The sequence below is a fragment of the Hymenobacter daeguensis genome, from assembly GCF_054780555.1.
This window is the reverse complement of the sequence record NZ_BAAGWC010000014.1, coordinates 119218-139931: the sequence shown is the minus strand read 5'-3', so window position 1 is coordinate 139931 and position 20714 is coordinate 119218. Positions and strand designations below refer to the sequence as shown.

Genomic DNA, 20714 nt, shown 5'->3' with positions numbered 1-20714 from the left:
CGGGCTTCGAGAAGTGGGTGATTTGTTCTACTCCGTTAACCTTGAAGACGATGGAGAACAAACCAAACAGCGGCGATGATTACGTGGTAATAGTCGTCAGGCTCCCGGTTAAACTGCTCACGCAGTTTGGTCGGTGGCTGGTGTTGGCAGCGGGCACGTACGTGCTGCTGCATCACTAACCCAAGGCCGGCAGGGAGGGCGAAAGCCCTTCCTGCTTAGGGCTGTAACTGTGCCCAGCCGCCGGAAGTTGCGCAAAGATGCAAAGAATCCGGGAAAACTGATGCCCTCCAAGCCGCTGCCGAAGCGGGCCGCGTCGCGCCGCCGCGCCCGACCGGCCCATGCGCCCGCCCCAGTGCCCTTGGCGCCTCTCAACGCCGCTGAGGAAGCTTAGTGTGTCTTGGAGTTGCGCCCCGCCTCTTGCGAGAGAAGCTGTTTAGAAGTTTCTTAAATCAAATAGGAAGCTGTATAGCGTAGCTAGTCCGTACGTTCCTTGCAAGCCGTAATCCTCAATCTCTTTGGTCTTGCCATTACTATACTGAATGGTTGTATAGGCAGTTTGCGAATCGGTGTAATCAACTTGATAGTTGTCTTCTAAAAGTGGTAAATTAAGATTTGCCAGCAGTGTAGTTAGATAATTAAGGTCTGGCTTTGTCATAATTAAATTAAAATCACCCTTCTTATCGACGTACTCAATGCCTTTATAGCTAACAGAGCCATCCTTTCTAATAGTAAGTTGAAATACTGGGCATGTGCCAAAGCATTGCGTTGTTGAAAATTTGAGTGACTCAATAATCAATTTTGAAGGATGAGTGGCATAAATCATTGGTTTACTATTCAGTACAAATAGTGTATCATGAGTTATGCTGTATGCAGGTCTGTTTGCCCATCCTCCCCGCTCCAAACGGGGGATTCTTGATGTCAAGCAACGCATAGTTAGGTAATCACTATTTGATTTCGAGTAGATTGCCCAAGAAGTTGTCCCGCCGTGTATCCAATAATTAATTGGGTGGCCAACATCTACTTTGGAATAGCGCTTATGGTCGCTTGCGAGTATAAGAAATATGTCTTGTACACCGCGTTTGCCTTCTTCAGCAGATGCAGCAACAAATAAGTCTGTTTTCCCATCATGGTTGAAGTCGCCTTTTAACCAATACTGCGGGTCGGTGGCTTGCAAGGCAACAGTATCTTTTATGACAGAGTTGACTTCTTTCAGTTGAATAGATTTGTAACGATACTTCTGCTTTAGGTAAGACTCAATGGCTGCCTTACTACGCAAGGTGTCTATTTGAGCCGCAACTACTAAATGCTGAAAAAGCATGATGAGGATTAGTAAATACTTGTGTTTCATAAGGTGAATTAGAAAGCAAGAATACTTGTAAAAAGAAAAGGAAGCTGCCTACTTTGAGACAGCTTCCTTTCAGATGCCAAATATTATAAGATTACATATTGCGCCGGTACTGCCCGCCGACCTCAAACAGCGCGTTCGTAATCTGGCCGAGGGAGCAGTATTTCACCGTTTCCATCAGCTCGGCGAAGAGGTTGCCGTTGGCCACGGCCACTTGCTGGAGCTGCTTGAGGCGCGCCGGGGCCTGGTCGGCGTGGCGCTGGTGCAGCAAAGCTAGCTCACGTAGTAAACAGTTGCCGGGCCTTTGCCTTCTTTGGTAAGGCGTTGCTGCGCGAGCAAATCGGCCAGGATTCGCTTCACTGTCGGCGAAGGAATGCCCAGCTTCTCTGCTATCAGTCCCGATTTGCAGCCGGGGTAATTGCCCACAAAAGCCAGCACCGCTTTCTCCCGCGGCGACGACTGCGTTTCCGTCTCGCGCACTGTTAGTTTCTGCAGTAGTTGCTGTTGCACTTTCAGCAGCGCATCAAAAAAGAAGGCTATCCACGACGAGATATTTTCGCCCGGCCGCTGCGACTGGCACTTCTGCAGTTCGCGGTAATACTCCGTTTTGCGGCTCTCAATTTCGTGTTCCAGGCTCACGTACTGAATCCATACGTAGCCGTTCTGGAGCAGGAGCAAGGTGGCCAGCAGCCGGCTCAAGCGCCCGTTGCCATCCTGAAACGGGTGAATGCTCACAAAGTCGTAGCAGAACAGGGCGCATTTCACCAACGGGTGCGTAGTCGTATCGGCGTGGTACCAGGCCACTAGTTCGCGCATGGCGTCCTCGGTGGCAAAGCCCGGCGCGGTGGTCTGAAATATCAGCTGCTTGGTGCCGTCCGGCAGCGTGGCTTCCACGGCGTTGCTGTGCTGCTTGTAGTTACCCCGGTGCCAGTCATCCTTGCGGCTGAAACGCAGCAGTTGGTTGTGCAGTCCCTTGATGTTGTTTTCCGAGATATCGACGTCAGCGTATGATTCCGCAATCAAGTCCAACACCTGAAAGTAGCCCACCACCTCCTGCGAATCCCGGTCTTCGAGCTTGGTGATGTCGGTATTGCGCAGCAGCACTTCCACCTCCGCGTCGCTCATCCGCGAACCCTCAATACGGGTAGAGGCGCCCACGCTGCGCACCGTGGCAATGGCCTTGAGCTGCTTCAGCGTTTGCCCCTCGCGTCGCTCAATGGCCGACCAGCTGGCATCAAATCGGTCGAGCTTGCTCACCGCCGCCAGCAAGGCCCAATCCAGCGTCACTTCCACCGTATGCACGCGCTCTATCATGCCGCGAAGATAAGCGCCCGGCCCTTGCCGTGATACGATTTGATACGATTCGAGACGATGCTGATACGATAAGCTGCGTGCCCCCCAAGTTGGTGCCGAAGCTTAGAGTTACGTAGTGCCGCGCCCGGCTAGTGCCGCGCCCGGCTAGTGCCGCGCCCAGCGGCCCCCTGCGCCCGCCCCCGTGTCCTTGGCGCCTCCCAAAGCCGCTGAAGACTTAAGAATTGCTCCCAATAATGCGCAACACCTGTCCACCCGAGATGGGAAAATCAGGATGTTGTGAGAAATGGAAGTCACCTATGAAGTGGTTAACGCTGTGGATGCTTAAGCTGCTGACGAAACAGCTTGTCCTTAGCCTCATATTCACTTAGCAACTCCTTTCTTTCGCCGAAATAATAGTAATACGTTTTGTCGTGAGCTCCAAAATTTCGCATCGTTACGAAGTCCTCAGGAGGACAATTCTGAATTATCTTGTTTTCAAAAAATACGTGGAATTTATCTTTAGCATAATCGTCATCCAATACTTTAAAACTTTCGCGGTCAGCAGAGTCAACAGCAGCGTTATGATAATATATATGACTTCCGTCTTTGGCCCAATGCCCATTAATTGGTTTGAAATCAGGCTGCGGTTTTGGAATCAATTTATTCTTTATCCAAAATACATTTTTTGAATCAAATGACCAAGGTAAAAGGGACGCTATTCCGAAAGAAGATGGGTCAGCTTCTTCAATGACATTATCAGTTCCACCGTACCCGAAGAAGTAAACCCTCGACCTGTCTTTATAATATCCTTTACCCTCATCAACAATACAAAAGCTTGCTACATCAGCGCCTTGTAAAATAGTTAATCCGCGATATACATGGTTTTTGTCGTAGGCAAAAATACCGTTTAATCTTTTGAATGTATTATAATCTGCGCTTGGTATCTCGGTTTTCCCGAATCCCATTGCCGCATTGGCGTAACGTTTATAAACCTTTCCATCCGATTTCAAATAATTTGTACACGAAGAGAATAGAGTAGCTATACCGATAAGTGATGTACAGTGGATAAAAATAGATTTCATGGCTTCTTGTGAATATGGTAAGTTAAAAAGGGTGCTACCTCAGCAAAGTAGCACCCTTTCGTATTAGCATAAGGCTGACCGAATTACATATTCCGCCGATACTGCCCGCCGACCTCAAATAGCGCGTTCGTAATCTGGCCGAGGGAGCAGTATTTCACCGTTTCCATCAGCTCGGCGAAGAGGTTGCCGTTGGCCACTGCCACTTGCTGGAGCTGCTTGAGACGCGCCGGGGCCTGGTCGGCGTTGCGCTGGTGCAGCAGCTGGAGCATGTCGATTTGGTACTGCTTTTCCTCCTCCGTGGCGCGGATGACTTCGGCCGGCACCACCGTGGGCGAGCCCTTCGACGAGAGGAAGGTATTCACCCCGATGATGGGGTACTCTCCCGTGTGCTTCAGCATCTCGTAGTGCATGCTTTCCTCCTGAATTTTGCCGCGCTGGTACATGGTTTCCATGGCCCCGAGCACGCCGCCGCGCTCCGTGATGCGGTCAAATTCGAGCAGCACCGCCTCTTCCACCAGGTCGGTCAGCTCCTCGATGATGAAGGAACCTTGCAGCGGGTTCTCGTTTTTGGCCAGCCCCAGCTCGCGGTTGATGATGAGCTGAATGGCCATGGCCCGGCGCACCGATTCCTCGGTGGGCGTGGTGATGGCCTCGTCGTAGGCATTGGTGTGCAGCGAGTTGCAGTTGTCGTAGATGGCGTACAGCGCCTGCAACGTGGTGCGGATGTCGTTGAAGTCGATTTCCTGGGCGTGCAGGCTGCGGCCCGAGGTCTGGATGTGGTACTTCAGCATCTGGCTGCGGGCGTCGGCGCCGTACTTCAGCTTCATGGCCTTGGCCCAAATGCGGCGCGCCACCCGCCCAATCACGGCGTACTCGGGGTCGATGCCATTGGAGAAGAAGAAGCTCAGGTTGGGCGCGAAGTCGTTCACGCTCATGCCCCGGCTCACGTAGTATTCCACGAACGTGAAGCCGTTGCTCAGCGTCAGGGCCAGCTGCGTAATCGGGTTGGCGCCCGCCTCGGCAATGTGGTAGCCGGAGATGGACACGGAGTAGAAATTCCGCACCTTCTCGGTGATGAAATATTCCTGCACGTCGCCCATCAGGCGCAGGGCAAACTCGGTGCTGAAAATGCAGGTGTTCTGGGCCTGGTCTTCCTTCAGAATGTCGGCCTGCACGGTGCCGCGCACTTGCGTCAGCGTCTTGGCTTTGATGGCAGCGTACACCTCGGCGGGCAGCACGTCCTCGCCCGTCACGCCGAGCAGGAGCAGACCCAGGCCGTCGTTGCCGGCCGGCAGCTCGCCCTGGTAGCGGGGCCGGGGCTGGCCCTTGGCCGCAAACAGCGCGTCAATCTTGGCATCGACTTCGGCCGTCAACTCGTGCTCCTTAATATACAGCTCGCACTGCTGGTCGATGGCCGCGTTCATGAAAAACGCCGCCAGCGTAGCCGCCGGGCCATTTATCGTCATCGAAACCGACGTGCTGGGGTTGGCCAGGTTAAAGCCGGAGTACAGCTTCTTGGCATCATCCAGGCAGGCGATGCTCACGCCGGCGTTGCCGATTTTGCCATAAATATCGGGCCGCAGGTCTGGGTCTTCGCCGTAAAGCGTCACCGAGTCGAAGGCCGTGCTCAGGCGCTTGGCGGGCAGGCCCATGCTCACGTAGTGGAAACGGCGGTTGGTGCGCTCCGGTCCGCCCTCGCCGGCAAACATGCGGGTCGGGTCCTCGCCCTCGCGCTTGAAGGGAAACACGCCGGCCGTGTAGGGGAATTCGCCGGGGAAGTTCTCCTGCATGGCCCAGCGCAGGCGGTCGCCCCAGCCCGTGTAGCGCGGCACCGACACCTTCGGAATCATATTGCCCGATAGCGACTTGGTATGCGTCTGCACCCGGATTTCCTTGCCGCGCACCGAGTACACGTACTCCGGATTACGGTAGTTCTGCAGGGTGTTTTCCCAGTTTTCCAGAATGGCCTGGCTGTCGGCATCGAGGCGGCGGAGCTGGGTTTGCTTGTTCTTCTCGAACTCGCCCACCATACTGTCGCTGCTCTTTTTCTCGTCGCGGTAGTGCTGCTCCAGCTTCGCAAACGCGCCGGCTACTTCCGCAATGTTGGCCTGCTCGCGCACGCGCTGGTCGTAGGCGCGGTTGGTTTCGGCAATCTCGGAGAGGTAGCGGGTGCGGTGCGGCGGGATGATGTAAATCTTCTCCGAATCCTCGGCGCTGGTTTCCAGGTGAGAGGCGAACGTGGCGCCGGTTTTGGTTTCCAGCATCTTGAGCACCGCCCGGTACAGCCGGTTCATACCGGGGTCGTTGAACTGGGATGCTATTGTGCCGAACACCGGCATTTGGTCCGTGGGCGTGTCCCAGAGGCCGTGGTTGCGCTGGTACTGCTTGCGCACGTCGCGCAGCGCATCCAGCGCCCCGCGCTTGTCGAACTTGTTGAGCGCAATCACGTCAGCAAAGTCGAGCATGTCGATTTTCTCCAGCTGCGTGGCCGCGCCGTACTCGGGCGTCATCACGTACAGGCTGGCGTCGGAGTGCTCGATGATTTCGGTGTCGGACTGGCCGATGCCGGAAGTCTCCAGAATAATCAAATCGTAGTCAGCGGCGCGCACCACGTCCACGGCATCCTGCACGTAGCGGCTCAGGGCCAGGTTGCTTTGGCGCGTGGCCAGGCTGCGCATGTACACCCGCGGCGAGTTGATGGCGTTCATCCGAATCCGGTCGCCGAGCAGCGCGCCGCCCGTCTTGCGCTTGCTGGGGTCGACGGAAATAATGGCAATGGTCTTCTCCGGGAAATCCATCAAAAACCGTCGCACCAGCTCATCCACCAGCGACGACTTGCCCGCGCCGCCCGTGCCCGTAATGCCGAGAATAGGAGCGGAGTGGCCGGATTTCAAGGATTGGTTCTGGCTATTTTCGCTCAGTTGGAAGTCCGAAACCAGCTGGCCTTTCACCCGCTCAAACTCCTCGGGGAAGTTCTCGGCGGCCGAAATCAAACGTCCGATGCTGCGGGCATCTTTCTCCTTCACGTGGCCGGCCTCACCGTTCAGGTTCTGGCCGGTGGGGAAGTCGGCACTTTCCAGCAAATCATTAATCATGCCCTGCAAACCCATGGCGCGGCCATCATCGGGCGAGTAGATGCGGGTGATGCCGTAGCCCATCAACTCCTCAATCTCGCTGGGCAGAATCACACCACCGCCGCCGCCGAATATTTTGATGTGGCCCGCGCCGCGCTCCTTCAGCAGGTCGTGCATGTACTTGAAGTACTCGTTGTGCCCGCCCTGGTAGCTGGTAATGGCAATGGCCTGGGCATCTTCCTGAATGGCGCAGTCCACAATTTCCTGCACCGAGCGGTTGTGCCCGAGGTGAATCACCTCCGCGCCACTGCTCTGAATGATGCGGCGCATGATGTTGATGGCCGCGTCGTGCCCGTCGAACAAAGCGGCGGCGGTGACGATGCGAACGTGGTTCTTCGGTTTGTAGGGCGCGGTGGGAGCGGGGTGCATATAAAGTAGCGCGGACTTTTAGTCCGCGACCATAAGGGTGAAAAACGTGTACGAAGGTACGAAAAACGCCCCGGCGGGGTGGCCGGGGCGTTTCAAACAGGCGTTGTGCAAAAACAAAAATTACTGATTCTCGATGGCCTTCATCCCGGCTTCCGCCACGGCGTGGTCGTCTTCCACGCTGCTGCCCGACACGCCAATGGCCCCGATAACATGGCCGTCGGCACCTTTAATCGGCAGGCCGCCGGGGAAGCTGATGAGGCCGCCGTTGGAGTGCTCAATGTTGTAGAGCGGGCCGCCGGGTTGGGCCAGCTTGCCGATTTCGCCGGTGGGCATGTCGAAGAAGCGGGCCGTTTTGGCCTTCTTGATGGAGATGTCGAGCGAGCCCAGCCAGGCGTCGTCCATGCGGACGAAGGCCGTGAGATTGGCCCCGGCATCGACCACGGCGATATTCATTTTCACCCCCATTTCGAGGGCTTTCTGGTGGGCCGCCTGAATGGCCGCCTGGGCTTGTTGGAGAGTAATTCCCATGAAAAATGCGAAAAAATAAGGAAGGTGAGAGGTTGCTGCTTACCCAACGTTGGTGGCGGCCCTTCGGTTTTGGCCCCAGGCACTGCGGCACTGTTCAGCAACGCCAGGCTTGCAAAAAAAAGCCCTGGCCACGCTGGCCAGGGCTAAGCAAAAATTGTCCTTTAGCCAAAAGCGACGGGTGGGCTCAGGGCCAGGTACCAGCCGGCGGCCACCAGGACGGTCAGTCCCACCAGCCCCCAGGCTACATGGGTCGGCTGAGGACGGTTCACGGTTTCCGAAAATACCTCGTTGAGACAGCCCAGGGCCAGCGGCGTCACCAACAGGCCCATCATCAGGAGGTGAACTCCTTCGTAAACCGAAAAATACGGGCGCTTCGCCACGGCAATGAGGGCCCCGCCCACCAGCCACGGCACAATCAGAGTGCTTATCACCATGAGCTGCCGGAGGGAATAGCGCATGACCGTGCGCGAGTCGTGGGCCTGTAAAAAGGCCACTGCCCCAAAGTAGCCGGCCGCCAGCTGCACCAGCCCGGCCAGCAGGGCCAGAATCACGTCCATGGCGTTGCCCAGCTGAAACAGCCAGTCCGACACGTACCAGAACCCGGAATGCGTGAGCGTATCGGCCAGCAGCGCCCCAAACACGTTGTTGCAGCAATGAAAGGCAATCCAGAGCAGCAGCAGCTTGAAATTGCCGCGCCGCGCCCGCTCGCGCCGCCAGTACCACCGAAATGCCACCATGCCCAGCAGCACGCAAGCCAACGGCCCGGCCCCGTGCACCCCAATAATGGCCATGCGCCACCACTCGCCATCGGCCAGCGTGTACACGATGCGGCTCGGGTCCCAGGCACCGCGCAGGTGGTAGAAGCGCGAAACTTCCAGCTTCGCCGCCTGGTGTACCGCCCATACCAGGTAATAAGCCAGCACGTAGAGGGCCGTGCCATTCAGCGCCGTCGTCAGGAACTTGCTCTTGTCAATGTCTTCTGAAGGCGTGGGAGTAGTAGCAGTTTCCGGTTGCATAGGCAAATAGGAGTAGTCAGATGGCAATGGCTAATCGGCAAAACTAAGCAGCCCCCGCTACAATCAAGCTACGTGGGGCCGGATGGCGGCGCGGCGGCCGGCAAAGGGCCCGGCTGGCTTTTGCGCCCGGCAGTTCGTACCTTCGCGAACTGAAAAATAGCCCTCTGTGAAGAATATCCGCAACTTTTGCATCATTGCCCACATCGACCACGGCAAAAGCACCCTGGCCGACCGTCTGTTGGAGTTTACCAGCACCGTGGCCAAGCGCGACATGCAGGCCCAATTGCTCGACAACATGGACCTCGAGCGCGAGCGGGGCATCACCATCAAGAGCCACGCCATTCAGATGCAGTACCCCTACAAAGGGGAAATCTACACGCTGAACCTGATTGACACGCCCGGCCACGTCGACTTCAGCTACGAAGTGAGCCGCAGCATCGCGGCCTGCGAAGGCGCACTCCTGATTGTGGACGCCTCCCAGGGCATCGAAGCCCAGACGATTTCCAACCTCTACCTCGCCATCGGCGCCGACCTGGAGATTATTCCGGTGCTCAATAAAATCGACCTCCCGCACGCCATGCCGGAGGAAGTGACCGACGAAATCGTGGACCTCATCGGCTGCAAAGCGGAGGACATCATCCACGCTTCGGGCAAGGCCGGCATCGGCATCGAAGCCATCCTGAACGCCATCTGCGAGCGGGTGCCCGCCCCCAAAGGCGACCCGCAGGCCCCGCTGCAGGCCCTGATTTTCGACTCGGTTTTCAACTCCTACCGGGGCATCGAAGTCCTGTTCCGCATCAAGAACGGCAGCATGAAGAAGGGCGACAAGCTCCGCTTCATGGCCACCGGCAAGGAATACGGGGCCGACGAAATCGGTATTCTGGGCCTCAACCAGGAGCCGCGCCAGGAAATCAGCGCCGGCAACGTGGGCTACCTTATCTCGGGCATCAAGGAGGCCCGCGAGGTGAAGGTGGGCGACACCATCACGCACGTGCACAACCCCACGCCGGAGGCCATCCAGGGCTTTGCCGACGTGAAACCGATGGTATTCGCCGGCATTTACCCCGTCGATACCACCGAGTACGAAGAGCTGCGCTCCAGCATGGAGAAGCTGCAGCTCAACGATGCCTCGCTGGTGTGGGAGCCCGAAACTTCGGTGGCCCTGGGCTTCGGCTTCCGCTGCGGCTTCCTGGGCATGCTGCATATGGAAATCGTGCAGGAACGCCTCGAGCGCGAGTTCAACATGACGGTCATTACCACCGTGCCGAGCGTGCAGTTCCACGCCACCGGCACCAAGGACCAGCTGCTGACCATCAACGCGCCGAGCGAAATGCCCGAGCCGAACCTGATTAAGCACATCGAGGAGCCCTACATCAAGGCCCAGATTATCACGGCTTCGGAGTACGTGGGGCCCATCATCACGCTGTGCATGGACAAGCGCGGCATCATTAAAGGCCAGTCTTACCTGACTTCGGAGCGGGTGGAGATGAGCTTCGAGCTGCCGCTGTCCGAAATCGTGTTCGACTTCTTCGACAAGCTCAAGTCCATCAGCCGCGGCTACGCTTCGCTGGACTACGAGCTGATTGGCTTCCGCGAGTCCGACATGGTGAAGCTGGACGTGATGCTGAACGGCGAGAAAGTGGATGCCCTGTCGGCCATCGTGCACCGCTCCAAAAGCTACGAGTGGGGCAAGCGCCTCTGCGAGAAGCTGCGCGAACTGCTGCCCCGCCAGATGTTCGATATTGCCATTCAGGCGTCCATCGGCCAGAAAATCATCGCCCGCGAAACCGTGAAAGCCCTGCGCAAAAACGTAATCGCCAAGTGCTACGGCGGCGATATTTCCCGGAAACGCAAGCTGCTCGAAAAACAGAAGGAGGGCAAAAAACGGATGCGTTCCGTTGGCTCCGTCGAAATTCCGCAAGAGGCGTTTCTGGCGGTTCTTAAAATTGATTAATGAAAAAGGCGGCTCCGATTGGGGCCGCCTTTTTTATTGTGCTTCATCGCCTAGAAGGTGGGCGTTGGCGCTAGATTGCCAGGTGCTTCAACGGGGCCTACGTAGCGTACATCGTTCGAGAATCCCCACAGAGGAATAAAAATAATGCCCAGGAACAGGATTGCCAGATAATTCCCGATGCCATACTTGCCATAAGACTTAGCGAAGCTCACGTAGAGGGTAATCGCAAAGTAAATGTTGACAATCGGAATGAAAAGTAGAATGATTTTCCACGCCTCACGTCCCACAATCTCCTGCATGACAATGATGTTGTAGATGGGTACAATAGCTGCCCAGCCTGGTTTTCCTGCTTTCACAAAGAGCTTCCAAAGCCCTGCAATGATTAGGATGAAAACTGCCAGCTCAATGAGTAGAAACAAGCCGATACCGGCTGCAGAAGGTTGGTTTTCCATGAAAGGAATGTTGGTGAATGTGGATGTTGGAATGAGTTTGAGGAGCCAATGTATTGATTATTCGCCAAACCAAGACACTTAAATACCTCTTTTTATGAATAATGATGTTGCCGTAACAACCACCTCCAACCTCATCGACGGTAAGCAGACCGCCGAAGACATCAAGGTCGAAATTGCCGCCGAAGTGGCTGCCCTGAAAGCAGCAGGCCGAAAGGTGCCGCACCTGGCGGCCATTCTGGTGGGCCACGACGGTGGTTCCGAAACCTATGTGCGCAACAAGGTGCTGGCCTGCGAGCGGGTTGGCTACGAATCCACTTTGTTGCGTTTCGAAGATGACATCACCGAAGCCGACCTGCTGGCCAAAGTGGCTGAGTTGAACGAAAACGCCGAGATTGATGGCTTCATTGTGCAGCTCCCGCTGCCCCGGCACATCGATTCCGAGAAGGTCATCGAAGCCATTCGGCCCGAGAAAGACGTGGACGGTTTCCACCCCATGAACCTGGGCCGCATGGTGGCCGGCCTGCCCGCGCTACTGCCCGCCACGCCCTCCGGCATTGTCGAACTGCTGACGCGCCAGGGCATCAAAACCAGTGGCAAGCACGCCGTGGTTATCGGCCGCTCCAATATTGTAGGTACGCCGGTTAGCATATTGCTGGCCAAGAATTTGGAGACGGCCAACTGCACCGTCACTTTATGCCACTCGCGCACCCAAAACCTGGCCGAGATATGCCGGACGGCCGACATTGTGGTGGCCGCCATTGGCCGGCCCGAGTTTGTGACGGCCGACATGGTTAGCCCTGGTGCCGTGGTCATCGACGTGGGTACTACCCGCGTACCGGACGCCACCAAAAAAAGCGGCTTCACCCTCAAAGGCGACGTGAATTTTGCCGAAGTGGCCCCCCTGGCATCGGCCATTACGCCGGTGCCCGGCGGCGTGGGTCCCATGACCATTGCCATGCTTTTGTTGAACACTTTGCGCGCTGCGAAGGGCGAAATCTACCCGCGCTAAGCGGGTAGATTTTTAGGAATATTTGGTTGTGCTAAGGCTACGCCGTACTTTTAAAGTCCGGCGTTGGGAACGGTGTGTCCCGGGGTCGGCGTTAAGGTTGCTAGTCTTCCTGACGCTTTTTTGTGAAAATACCCGTGACGTTACTTTCTGCTGAACTAATTGCATCTTCCCATGATGGGGCCGCTGTGGCCACCGGCGAGCTACTGCCCGTGATGGAGCAGTTCTATACCATTCAGGGCGAGGGCTATAATACCGGCCGGGCGGCCTACTTTATCCGGTTGGGCGGCTGCGACGTGGGCTGCGTGTGGTGCGACGTAAAAGAGTCGTGGGATGCCGACGCGCACCCGCGCCAGACGGTGGCCCAGCTCGTAGCCGCCGTGCTCGAACATCCCGGCCGCGATGTCGTCATCACCGGCGGCGAACCGCTGATGCACAACCTGGGGCCGCTCACAGCGGCTTTGCACGCCGCTGGCTGCCGCACCTGGCTCGAAACGTCGGGGGCGCACCCGCTGTCGGGCCGCTGGGACTGGGTGTGTTTGTCGCCCAAAAAGTTTAAGGCGCCGTTGCCCGAGGTGCTGGCAGCGGCGCACGAATTGAAAGTCGTGGTGTTCAACAAACACGATTTTGAATGGGCCGAAGAGCATGCCGCGTTGGTTCCGGCCAGCACGCGCTTATACTTGCAGCCCGAGTGGAGCCGGGCCGCTCGCATGACCCCCGAGCTGGTGGATTACGTAAAGCAGCACCCACGCTGGCAAGTGTCGCTGCAAACGCACAAATACCTCGATATTCCCTAGCTTACCGTATGCGTCGCAGTTCAGTGTTGGGGGCCCTGCGCCTCGCCATGATAAGCCTGCTGGGGCTGGCCTCCGCCGAAACGGCGTGGGCGCAGCTCCCGCCCAAAGTGCAGACTCCTACCAACACCAAGGCCCGCGGCCTGCTCGAAAAAGCGCAGCAGCAAGTCAAGGAACGGGATTTCGTGAAGGCGGTTGAAACCCTCAATCAGCTCAACCAGAAGTTCCCGTCCTTTGGTGAAGCCTTTCTGCTCAAAGGCTCCCTGCTGAAAGCCATGGGCGACAACCGCGGCACTCTCGCCGCCTACCGCGACGGGCTTGCCAAAGTGACCCCTGATGCCAGCCACGCGTCTGAGTTTCAGCTGCTGGGCGATTTGGCCCTGAGCTATGGCGAGTACCAGACCGCCCTCGACGCCTACAAGCAGCTGATGAAGGTGGCGCCCAAAACGCAGAAAAACCTGGTTAAATCGCAGCGACAACTGCTGACCTGCGAGTTTGCCCTCGATGCGATGAAGCACCCGGTGGGCGAAGCGCCCGTGCCGCTGCCCTCGCCGCTCAATGCGTTTAAGTTTCAGTATTTCCCGGCCCTGACGGCCGATAACCGCTTTCTGCTGTTCACGGGCCGCCCGGCCGCCAGCAGCGGCGAGGACTTGTACGTGAGCCGCCAGAAAGACAACGGATTCGGCGAGCCCGTGCCGATTTCACCTGCCATCAACTCCAGCTACAACGAAGGGGCCGGCACCATCTCCGGCGATGGCAAGACGCTGGTTTTTGCCTCCTGCGACCGGCCCAAGGCCATTGGTAACTGCGACTTATACATCTCGCGCCGCACCGGCAACAACTGGAGCCCACCCGTCAACCTGGGCCTGAACGTGAACTCGACGGAGTGGGACTCACAGCCCTCGCTTTCGGCCGATGGCCGCACGCTCTATTTCACCTCGACGCGGCGCGGCGGCCAGGGCCAGGAGGATATTTACGTGACCACGCTGCAGCCCGATGGCAACTGGAGCCCCGCCCAAAACGTGGGCACGCCCGTGAACACGCCGGGCAAGGACATGGCTCCTTTCATTCATGCCAGCGGCACCACGCTGTATTACGTCACCGACGGCCTGGTGGGCATGGGTGGGCTCGATGTATTTCGCTGCGAGAGAACGGCGGCCGGTGGCTGGAGCGAGCCTAAAAACCTGGGCTACCCACTCAATACCTTCGAAAACGAGGCATCACTGTTCATCACTTCTGATAACCAGCGGGGCTTTTGCTCGCGCAGCCGGGCCAGCGAGGAGCCGGCGGCGGGTGGCTACCGCCTGGCCCGGGAGCGGCCCGTGGAGTTGTTCGGATTCTCGGTGCCGCCGCCCGTGAAAGCCCGCGAAACCAGTACTTACACGCAGGGTCGGGTGTTCGATGCCAACACCAAAAAGCCGCTCAAAGCCGAGGTTAAGCTCTACGACCTCGACACCGATGTACTGACGCAGTTCGTAACCTCCGACCCCGAATACGGCGACTACACGGTGGTGCTCAACGAAGGCCACCACTACGCCATGTATGCCTCGGCCGATAAATACCTGCTCAAAAGCCTCAGTTTTGATTATTCCAGCCAGCACAGCTTCAACCCGACCGCGTTGGACATCTACCTGGAGCCCGTGCGCGCCGGCCGCAGCGTGGTGCTGAATAACCTATTTTTCGATACCAACAAATACGAATTGAAGCCGCAGTCGCGTACTGAACTGAACCGACTTATCGAGTTTATGCGCCAGTACCGCGACGTGCAGATTGAGGTTTCGGGCTACACCGATAACGTGGGTTCGCCGGAAGCCAATGTACAACTCTCGCAGCGCCGGGCCCAGTCCGTGGTTGAGTACCTGTCCGGCCACGGCATTTCCGTAAACCGCCTGCGCTCCAAGGGTTATGGCGCAGGCCACCCGCTGGCGGCCAACGACACCGAAGCGCACCGGCAGCTAAACCGCCGCATCGAGCTACATATCCTGTAAGCGCTGCGCGCTTAGAGGCCCCGAAGCGGCCGGATGCAGAAGCCAATGCTTCTGCATCCGGCCGCTTTTTTAGTTAGGCCCAGGGCGGCAGCCATTGTGTGCACGAACAAGCCCGGATTTGTCCCCAAAACAGCCGAAATACGGCTGGCAAAAGCTGTTTGGCAGCCGTATGACGCGTTAAATCAGTGCTTGAAGTAACACTTTAAGTAAGACGCTATTTCGCTGGCTAAGGCTTGTTTTACTTAAATCAAGGCTTAAAAAACATTAAAATTTAATTGGATTTGCGGGTAGAAATGTGTCATTCAGCTAATAGGAAATTTTTTTTTGCCTTCGCCAACCTGTTTTTTTGATTATTAGATTTGTGTTGTAAATCAGTTGTTTATAATGTATTTGAAAAACCTTGTAATTAAAAAAGTGCCATAAAAGTCGTTTTTTGTTCAAATGGAATGATTGACTAGGTTTGATGAACCCGATTGCACTGAAACCGGGCAGCTCATTCATCATACCACCATCAATCCTTCATTTTTATGAAAAACCTGTTCTTCGCAACCTGCATCGCCGCCAGCGTGAGCGCAACGCCAGTGGCCGTAGCGGCCGGCCCCGGCGATGGCTCGTACTCGCACGCCATGATGGCCCGCGCTACCACGCTCACCCGGGCACTGGCGCAACGCATCCAGTTCAACGAGGCCCAGTACCTCGCCGTGAAGCAGCTGCACCTGAATATGCTCACGGAGCGCCGCGATTTGGAGATTCTGCTGAACGGAGCCAGCGCCGAAGAGCGCGACACCCGCCTCGCCGAAGCCCAGCAGCGCTACGAAACCGAGCTGAGCATGCTGCTCCAGCCGCAGCAATTGGTGGCGTATCAGGCGCTCCGCAACAACTTTACCGCGCACCGCCTGAAATAGGGGAGGGCAACCTTCCCGAACGGACACGAAAAAGCCCGCTCCATAGAGCGGGCTTTTTGTTTTTGAAGCAAACCGGCGAAACCTAGCGGGCGCTGATGTCGGTGTAGTCGCGCTCCAGCTCGCCGGTGTAAATCTGGCGGGGGCGGCCGATGGGCTCTTTGTTTTCGCGCATCTCTTTCCACTGGGCAATCCAGCCGGGCAGGCGGCCCAGGGCAAACATTACCGTGAACATCTCGGTGGGAATGCCCAGCGCTTTGTAGATAATGCCCGAGTAGAAGTCCACGTTCGGGTACAGCTTGCGCTCGATGAAATACTGGTCGGTGAGGGCGGCCTGCTCCAGCTCCTGCGCGATTTTCAGCAGGGGGCTGTCCTGCATGCCAAGGGCCTGCAGCACTTCGTCGGCCGCCTTTTTGATGATTTTGGCGCGCGGGTCGAAGTTCTTATACACGCGGTGGCCGAAGCCCATGAGGCGGAACGAGTCGTTCTTGTCCTTGGCCTTGGCGATGAACTTGCTGGTGTCGCCGCCGTCTTTCTCGATGGCTTCCAGCATTTCGATAACTTCCTGGTTGGCACCGCCGTGCAGCGGGCCCCACAGGGCGTTGATGCCCGCCGAAACCGAGCCATACAGGCTGGCGTTGGCCGAGCCCACGAGGCGCACGGTGCTGGTCGAGCAGTTCTGCTCGTGGTCGGCGTGCAGGATGAGGAGCTTGTTGAGGGCGCTGACCACTACGGGGTTGATTTCGTACTTCTCGGTGGGGAAGCTGAACATCATGTAGAGGAAGTTCGCGCAATAGTCCATGTCGTTGCGCGGGTAGTTCAGCGGGTGGCCCATGTTGTTCTTATAGGTCCAGGCCGCGATGGTCGGCATCTTCGCCAGCAGGCGAATGATGTTCAGCTCCATTTCTTCGGGGCTGAGGTCGGGCGACACGCTCTGCGGATAGAAGCCGGTGAGGGCGCAGATGAGCGACGACAGAATGGCCATGGGATGCGTAGCCGACGGGAAGCCGTCGAAAATCTTGCGCATGTCCTCGTGCACCAGCGTGTGCTTAGTGATTTGGCCGCTGAAGTGCGCCAGCTCTTCCTGGGTGGGCAGCGCGCCGTAAATCAGCAGGTAGGCCACTTCCAGGAAGCTCGACTTTTCGGCCAGCTGCTCAATGGGATAACCGCGGTAGCGGAGAATGCCTTCTTCGCCGTCGAGGAAGGTGATGGCGCTTTTGGTGGCACCGGTGTTCTTGTAGCCCGAATCGAGGGTGACGTAGCCGGTCTGGTCGCGCAGCTTGCCGATGTCAAACGCTTTTTCGTGTTCGGTGCCTTCAATGACGGGCAAGGTGATGGACTTGCCGTCGAGAATGAGTTCAGCAGTTTCTGCCATGGGCGGGATGAGTGTTAGGGGAATAGGGTGCGAAACTAAGCCATAAGCCGTAAGCCGGGAAATTTTTACGCGATGCAAACTACGTTCAAGACAACTGAACGTCCTGTGAAGTTTGGGAAAATGGGCTTAAAAACCCCATTTATGGCATTTGGCAACGTTTGCGTCGATTGTCGAAAGTCAGCTGCTACAGGGCAAGCCAGCTCCGGTTATTTGCCGATGCAGAACTGGGTGAAAATGCTGGTGAGAAGGTCTTCGGAGGAAATCTCGCCGGTGATTTCGCCCAATGCCGCCAGGGCGTGGCGCAAGTCGGCCGCCAGTAGCTCGGTGCCGAAGCCGGTATCGAGGCCGGCCTGCACGGCGGCCAGGTGCGAAGCGGCGGTTTCGAGGGCGCGGGCGTGGCGCACGTTGGTGACGATGGTGGCCGAAGCCGTATGCTCCAGCGCCGAGCCGCGCACCTGGGTGAGCAAGGCCGCCTGCAAGGCTTCCAGCCCCTGGAGCTGACCGGCGGCCAGCAGCACCAGCGGCGTCTGGATTGCCGGAAATGGCTGGTCGGCCCGGAACCGGGCGACAAAAGCAGCCTGGGTTTCGGGCGAAGCCAAATCGGTTTTATTGCCCACGGCAATGACCGGCAACTCCAGGCCCGCCGTAAGCTTAAGCTCCTGAATTTCAGCCTCGACTTCGGCCGGGTTCATCTCCGCTAAATCAAACAGATACAGCAGCAATGCTGCCTGGCTCACGCGCTGCCGGGTGCGGCGCACGCCAATGGCTTCCACTTCATCGGCGGGGTTGTCGCGCAGGCCAGCCGTATCCACGAAGCGGAACCGCAGGCCCTCGATGCTCACCTCGTCCTCGATAAAGTCGCGGGTGGTACCCGGAATGGCCGATACAATGGCCCGCTCCTCGCGCAGCAAGGCATTGAGCAGCGTGGACTTACCGGCATTGGGCCGGCCGGCAATGACGGTGGTGATGCCGTTTTTGATGACGTTGCCCAGCTCGAAGGAGCGCAGCAGGCCCAGGACTACGCTGCGCACTTCCGCCAAAAGCAAGGCCAGGCCGGTGCGGTCGGCAAACTCCACGTCTTCTTCGCCGAAATCCAGCTCCAGCTCCAGCAGGGCGGCAAACTTGATGAGGCGGGCGCGCAGCTCGCGCAGCTCGTTGGAGAAGCCGCCGCGCAGCTGGTTCAGCGCCACGCGGTGGCTCAGGGCCGAGTCGGCGGCGATGAGGTCGGCCACGGCCTCGGCCTGGGCCAGGTCCAGCGCGCCGCTGAGGAAGGCGCGCTTGGTGAACTCGCCGGCCTCGGCCAGGCGGGCGCCGTGGCGCAGGAGCAGGGCCAGCACCTGCCGCACCACGTAGTCGGAGCCGTGGCAGCTGATTTCGACCACGTCTTCGCGGGTGAAAGATTTGGGGGCGCGGTAGAGCGCCGCCACTACTTCGTCGATGATTTCGCCGGTGGCGGGGTCGCGCAGGGTGCCGTAGTGCAGGGTGTGGCCGGCGGCGGCGGCAAAGCTTTTTTTGGAGAAAACGGCCGCCGTAATGCCAACGGCAGCGGGGCCGGAAAGGCGAACAACGGCCAGCGCGCCTGCGCCCGGCGGCGTGGAAAGCGCAACGATGGTATCGGAGAAAAGCGTGGTCATGCCGTTACAAACAAGTTACGGCTCACTTCGGCTGAAATCAAGGCCGTGCTCTCACGGTTTATGCGGATTTCGAAGGAGTTATCAAACACGACTTTGTCCAGCACTTCAACCACCGCGCCGAGCTGCAGGCCCACTTTGTCGAGGTACTGCAGGAAGGGCGCGGAGGTGTTTTTGACGGCCGCCAGCGTGCCGCACTCGCCTTGGCAGAGGTCGGCCAGCAGGCGGTGCGCCGGGCGGCGCATGGCGCCATCCTCGGCCGGAATGGGGTCGCCGTGCGGGTCGAGGGCGGGGTGGCCCAGGAAGGCGTCGAGCCGGCGCATGAGCAGCGGCGACTGCACGTGCTCCAGCTCTTCGGCCACCTCGTGCACCTCGTCCCAGCTGAAGCCGAGCTGCTGCACCAGGAAAACTTCCCACAGCCGGTGCTTGCGGATGGTGAGCAGGGCCAGGCGCTGGCCTTCGGCGGTGAGCTGCACGCCCCGGTATTTCTCGTAGTTCAGCAGCCCTTTTTCGGCCAAGCGGCGAAGCATATCCGTGACCGAAGCGGCGCGGGTATCGAGGGCGGCCGCAATGCGGTTGGTGCTCACGCCAGCGGTTTCGGGCTCGGCCTCGGCCAGCTTAAAAATAGCTTTGAGGTAGTTCTCTTCCGTTTGGCTCGGAAGCCTGGAAGGGGAAGACTGACTACTCGAAACAGATTCGCTCATGCAGGTGGGGCGGAACGGTAGGGCCAGTGCCCGGCGGCACAAAGAAATGCACACCGGGCCCTGGCCCCAATCCGTCGACGTAAAAAATGACTAACGCTAAAACTTCAGCAGCGCCGACGCCCAGGTGAAGCCCGAGCCAAAGGCGGCCAGGCAAACCAGGTCGCCGCGCTTGATTTTGCCTTCCTGCACGGCTTCGCTGAAGGCCAGGGGCACGGAGGCGGCGGTGGTGTTGCCGTAGCGCTGAATGTTGCTGAAAATTTTATCGTCGCTCAGGCCCATTTTCTGCTGCACGTATTGCGTGATGCGCAGGTTGGCCTGGTGCGGGATGAGCATATCGATGTCGGTGGGCTGGTAGCCGTTCTGGTCCAGCGCCTCCTTGATGACCTGCGGGAAGCGCACCACGGCGTGCTTAAACACGTTCTGGCCGTTCATGTAGGGGTAGAGGTCCTGCTTGTTGGCCACCACGTACTCAACGCGGTTGTCGCGGTTCGAGCCGGGTTCTTTCACAATGAGCTCCTCGGCGTGCTCGCCCTGGGCGTGCAGGTGCGTGCTGAGGATGGCGTGCTCGTCGGACGTGCTGGGGCGAAGGACCATGGCTCCGGCACCATCGCCGAAAATAACGGAAACGCCCCGGCCTTCGGGCGACTTATCGAGGCCGGAGGAGTGGATTTCGGAGCCCACCACGAGCACCGTGTCGTACATGCCGGTCCGGATGAACTGGTCGGCCACCGAGAGGGCGTAGATGAAGCCCGAGCACTGGTTGCGCACGTCGAGGGCCGGGCAGTTGTTGGTCATGCCCAGCTCGCGCTGCATCAGCACGCCCGAGCCAGGGAAGAAGTAGTCGGGCGAGAGCGTGGCAAACACAATCAGCTGCACGTCGTTGGGCGCGAGGCCGGCCATTTCGAGGGCCTTGCGGGCGGCATTGGCCCCCATGTTGGCCGTCGTGTCCTTGCCTTCTTCAAACCAGCGCCGCTCCTGAATGCCGGTCCGCTCCTGAATCCAGGCATCGGAGGTGTTCATCATGGGCTCCAGCTCCACGTTTTTAACGACCCGGCTCGGAACGTAATGGCCGACGCCGGCAATGAAAGAGTGACGTAAAGTTGCCATGGATGACGAAGGATTGAGGTGGGAATTTCGGGGA

General features: G+C 58.1%; 18 protein-coding genes. 6 read left to right on the top strand and 12 right to left on the bottom strand.

Going from position 1 to position 20714, the window contains the following annotated elements; translation table 11 throughout:
• Nucleotides 1-50: 50 nt before the first annotated feature.
• Nucleotides 51-179 (top strand): hypothetical protein, encoded by a 129-nt coding sequence (locus ACYVHT_RS15835; protein ID WP_460553832.1) that lies wholly within the window; start codon nt 51-53, stop codon nt 177-179.
• A gap of 254 nt (nt 180-433) precedes the next feature.
• Here the strand turns inward: ACYVHT_RS15835 and ACYVHT_RS15830 are convergent, their stop codons facing one another.
• The 7 genes from ACYVHT_RS15830 to ACYVHT_RS15800 form a co-directional block, all read right to left on the bottom strand.
• The gene (locus tag ACYVHT_RS15830) at nt 434-1348 is read right to left on the bottom strand and encodes a DUF6438 domain-containing protein (protein ID WP_460553829.1); all 915 of its coding nucleotides are present in this window, start codon (nt 1346-1348) and stop codon (nt 434-436) included.
• A gap of 91 nt (nt 1349-1439) precedes the next feature.
• Nucleotides 1440-1616 carry a hypothetical protein gene (locus ACYVHT_RS15825; RefSeq protein WP_460553826.1) on the bottom strand — a complete coding sequence of 59 codons (177 nt, stop codon included), beginning with the start codon at nt 1614-1616 and terminating at the stop codon, nt 1440-1442.
• A 2-nt stretch (nt 1617-1618) separates the two neighbouring features.
• The gene (locus tag ACYVHT_RS15820) at nt 1619-2659 is read right to left on the bottom strand and encodes a Fic family protein (protein ID WP_460553823.1); all 1041 of its coding nucleotides are present in this window, start codon (nt 2657-2659) and stop codon (nt 1619-1621) included.
• 305 nt (nt 2660-2964) lie between these two features.
• On the bottom strand, nt 2965-3720 hold the full coding sequence (locus ACYVHT_RS15815; RefSeq protein ID WP_460553820.1) for a DKNYY domain-containing protein: 756 nt from the start codon (nt 3718-3720) through the stop codon (nt 2965-2967).
• Between the two features lie 83 nt (nt 3721-3803).
• Nucleotides 3804-7223: a methylmalonyl-CoA mutase family protein gene (locus ACYVHT_RS15810; RefSeq protein WP_460553817.1), complete on the bottom strand. Its 3420-nt coding sequence runs from the start codon at nt 7221-7223 to the stop codon at nt 3804-3806.
• A 120-nt stretch (nt 7224-7343) separates the two neighbouring features.
• Complete coding sequence (locus tag ACYVHT_RS15805) at nt 7344-7751, bottom strand: GlcG/HbpS family heme-binding protein (RefSeq protein ID WP_460553814.1); 408 nt, start codon at nt 7749-7751, stop codon at nt 7344-7346.
• Nucleotides 7752-7912: 161 nt separating this feature from the next.
• Complete coding sequence (locus ACYVHT_RS15800) at nt 7913-8767, bottom strand: hypothetical protein (protein WP_460553811.1); 855 nt, start codon at nt 8765-8767, stop codon at nt 7913-7915.
• 166 nt (nt 8768-8933) lie between these two features.
• On the opposite strand from ACYVHT_RS15800, the gene lepA reads away from it, so the two are divergent.
• Nucleotides 8934-10721 carry an elongation factor 4 gene (gene lepA / locus ACYVHT_RS15795; RefSeq protein WP_460553808.1) on the top strand — a complete coding sequence of 596 codons (1788 nt, stop codon included), beginning with the start codon at nt 8934-8936 and terminating at the stop codon, nt 10719-10721.
• Between the two features lie 50 nt (nt 10722-10771).
• Here lepA and ACYVHT_RS15790 read toward each other — a convergent pair whose 3' ends face one another.
• Nucleotides 10772-11173: a DUF5684 domain-containing protein gene (locus tag ACYVHT_RS15790; RefSeq protein ID WP_460553805.1), complete on the bottom strand. Its 402-nt coding sequence runs from the start codon at nt 11171-11173 to the stop codon at nt 10772-10774.
• Nucleotides 11174-11267: 94 nt separating this feature from the next.
• On the opposite strand from ACYVHT_RS15790, the gene ACYVHT_RS15785 reads away from it, so the two are divergent.
• The 4 genes from ACYVHT_RS15785 to ACYVHT_RS15770 all read left to right on the top strand — a co-directional run bounded on the left by ACYVHT_RS15785 (nt 11268) and on the right by ACYVHT_RS15770 (nt 15866).
• Nucleotides 11268-12182, top strand: a complete 915-nt coding sequence (locus tag ACYVHT_RS15785; protein ID WP_460553802.1) for a bifunctional 5,10-methylenetetrahydrofolate dehydrogenase/5,10-methenyltetrahydrofolate cyclohydrolase — start codon at nt 11268-11270, stop codon at nt 12180-12182.
• A gap of 212 nt (nt 12183-12394) precedes the next feature.
• Nucleotides 12395-12976 carry a 7-carboxy-7-deazaguanine synthase QueE gene (locus ACYVHT_RS15780; RefSeq protein WP_460553869.1) on the top strand — a complete coding sequence of 194 codons (582 nt, stop codon included), beginning with the start codon at nt 12395-12397 and terminating at the stop codon, nt 12974-12976.
• An 8-nt stretch (nt 12977-12984) separates the two neighbouring features.
• The gene (locus ACYVHT_RS15775; RefSeq protein WP_460553799.1) at nt 12985-14961 is read left to right on the top strand and encodes an OmpA family protein; all 1977 of its coding nucleotides are present in this window, start codon (nt 12985-12987) and stop codon (nt 14959-14961) included.
• A gap of 527 nt (nt 14962-15488) precedes the next feature.
• Entirely contained in the window at nt 15489-15866 is a 378-nt protein-coding gene (locus ACYVHT_RS15770) for a hypothetical protein (protein ID WP_460553796.1), read from the top strand.
• 82 nt (nt 15867-15948) lie between these two features.
• On the opposite strand, the gene ACYVHT_RS15765 is transcribed toward ACYVHT_RS15770, so the two are convergent.
• From ACYVHT_RS15765 to ACYVHT_RS15750, 4 genes are all read right to left on the bottom strand, one after another.
• Nucleotides 15949-17238, bottom strand: coding sequence for a citrate synthase (locus tag ACYVHT_RS15765; protein ID WP_460553793.1), 1290 nt, complete (start codon nt 17236-17238; stop codon nt 15949-15951).
• Nucleotides 17239-17444: 206 nt separating this feature from the next.
• Nucleotides 17445-18872: a tRNA modification GTPase gene (mnmE, locus tag ACYVHT_RS15760; protein WP_460553790.1), complete on the bottom strand. Its 1428-nt coding sequence runs from the start codon at nt 18870-18872 to the stop codon at nt 17445-17447.
• On the bottom strand, nt 18869-19573 hold the full coding sequence (locus tag ACYVHT_RS15755) for a metal-dependent transcriptional regulator (RefSeq protein WP_460553787.1): 705 nt from the start codon (nt 19571-19573) through the stop codon (nt 18869-18871). The genes mnmE and ACYVHT_RS15755 overlap by 4 nt, the downstream gene beginning before the upstream one ends.
• 96 nt (nt 19574-19669) lie before the next feature.
• Nucleotides 19670-20680 (bottom strand): 3-oxoacyl-ACP synthase III family protein, encoded by a 1011-nt coding sequence (locus ACYVHT_RS15750; RefSeq protein WP_460553784.1) that lies wholly within the window; start codon nt 20678-20680, stop codon nt 19670-19672.
• Nucleotides 20681-20714: the final 34 nt, after the last annotated feature.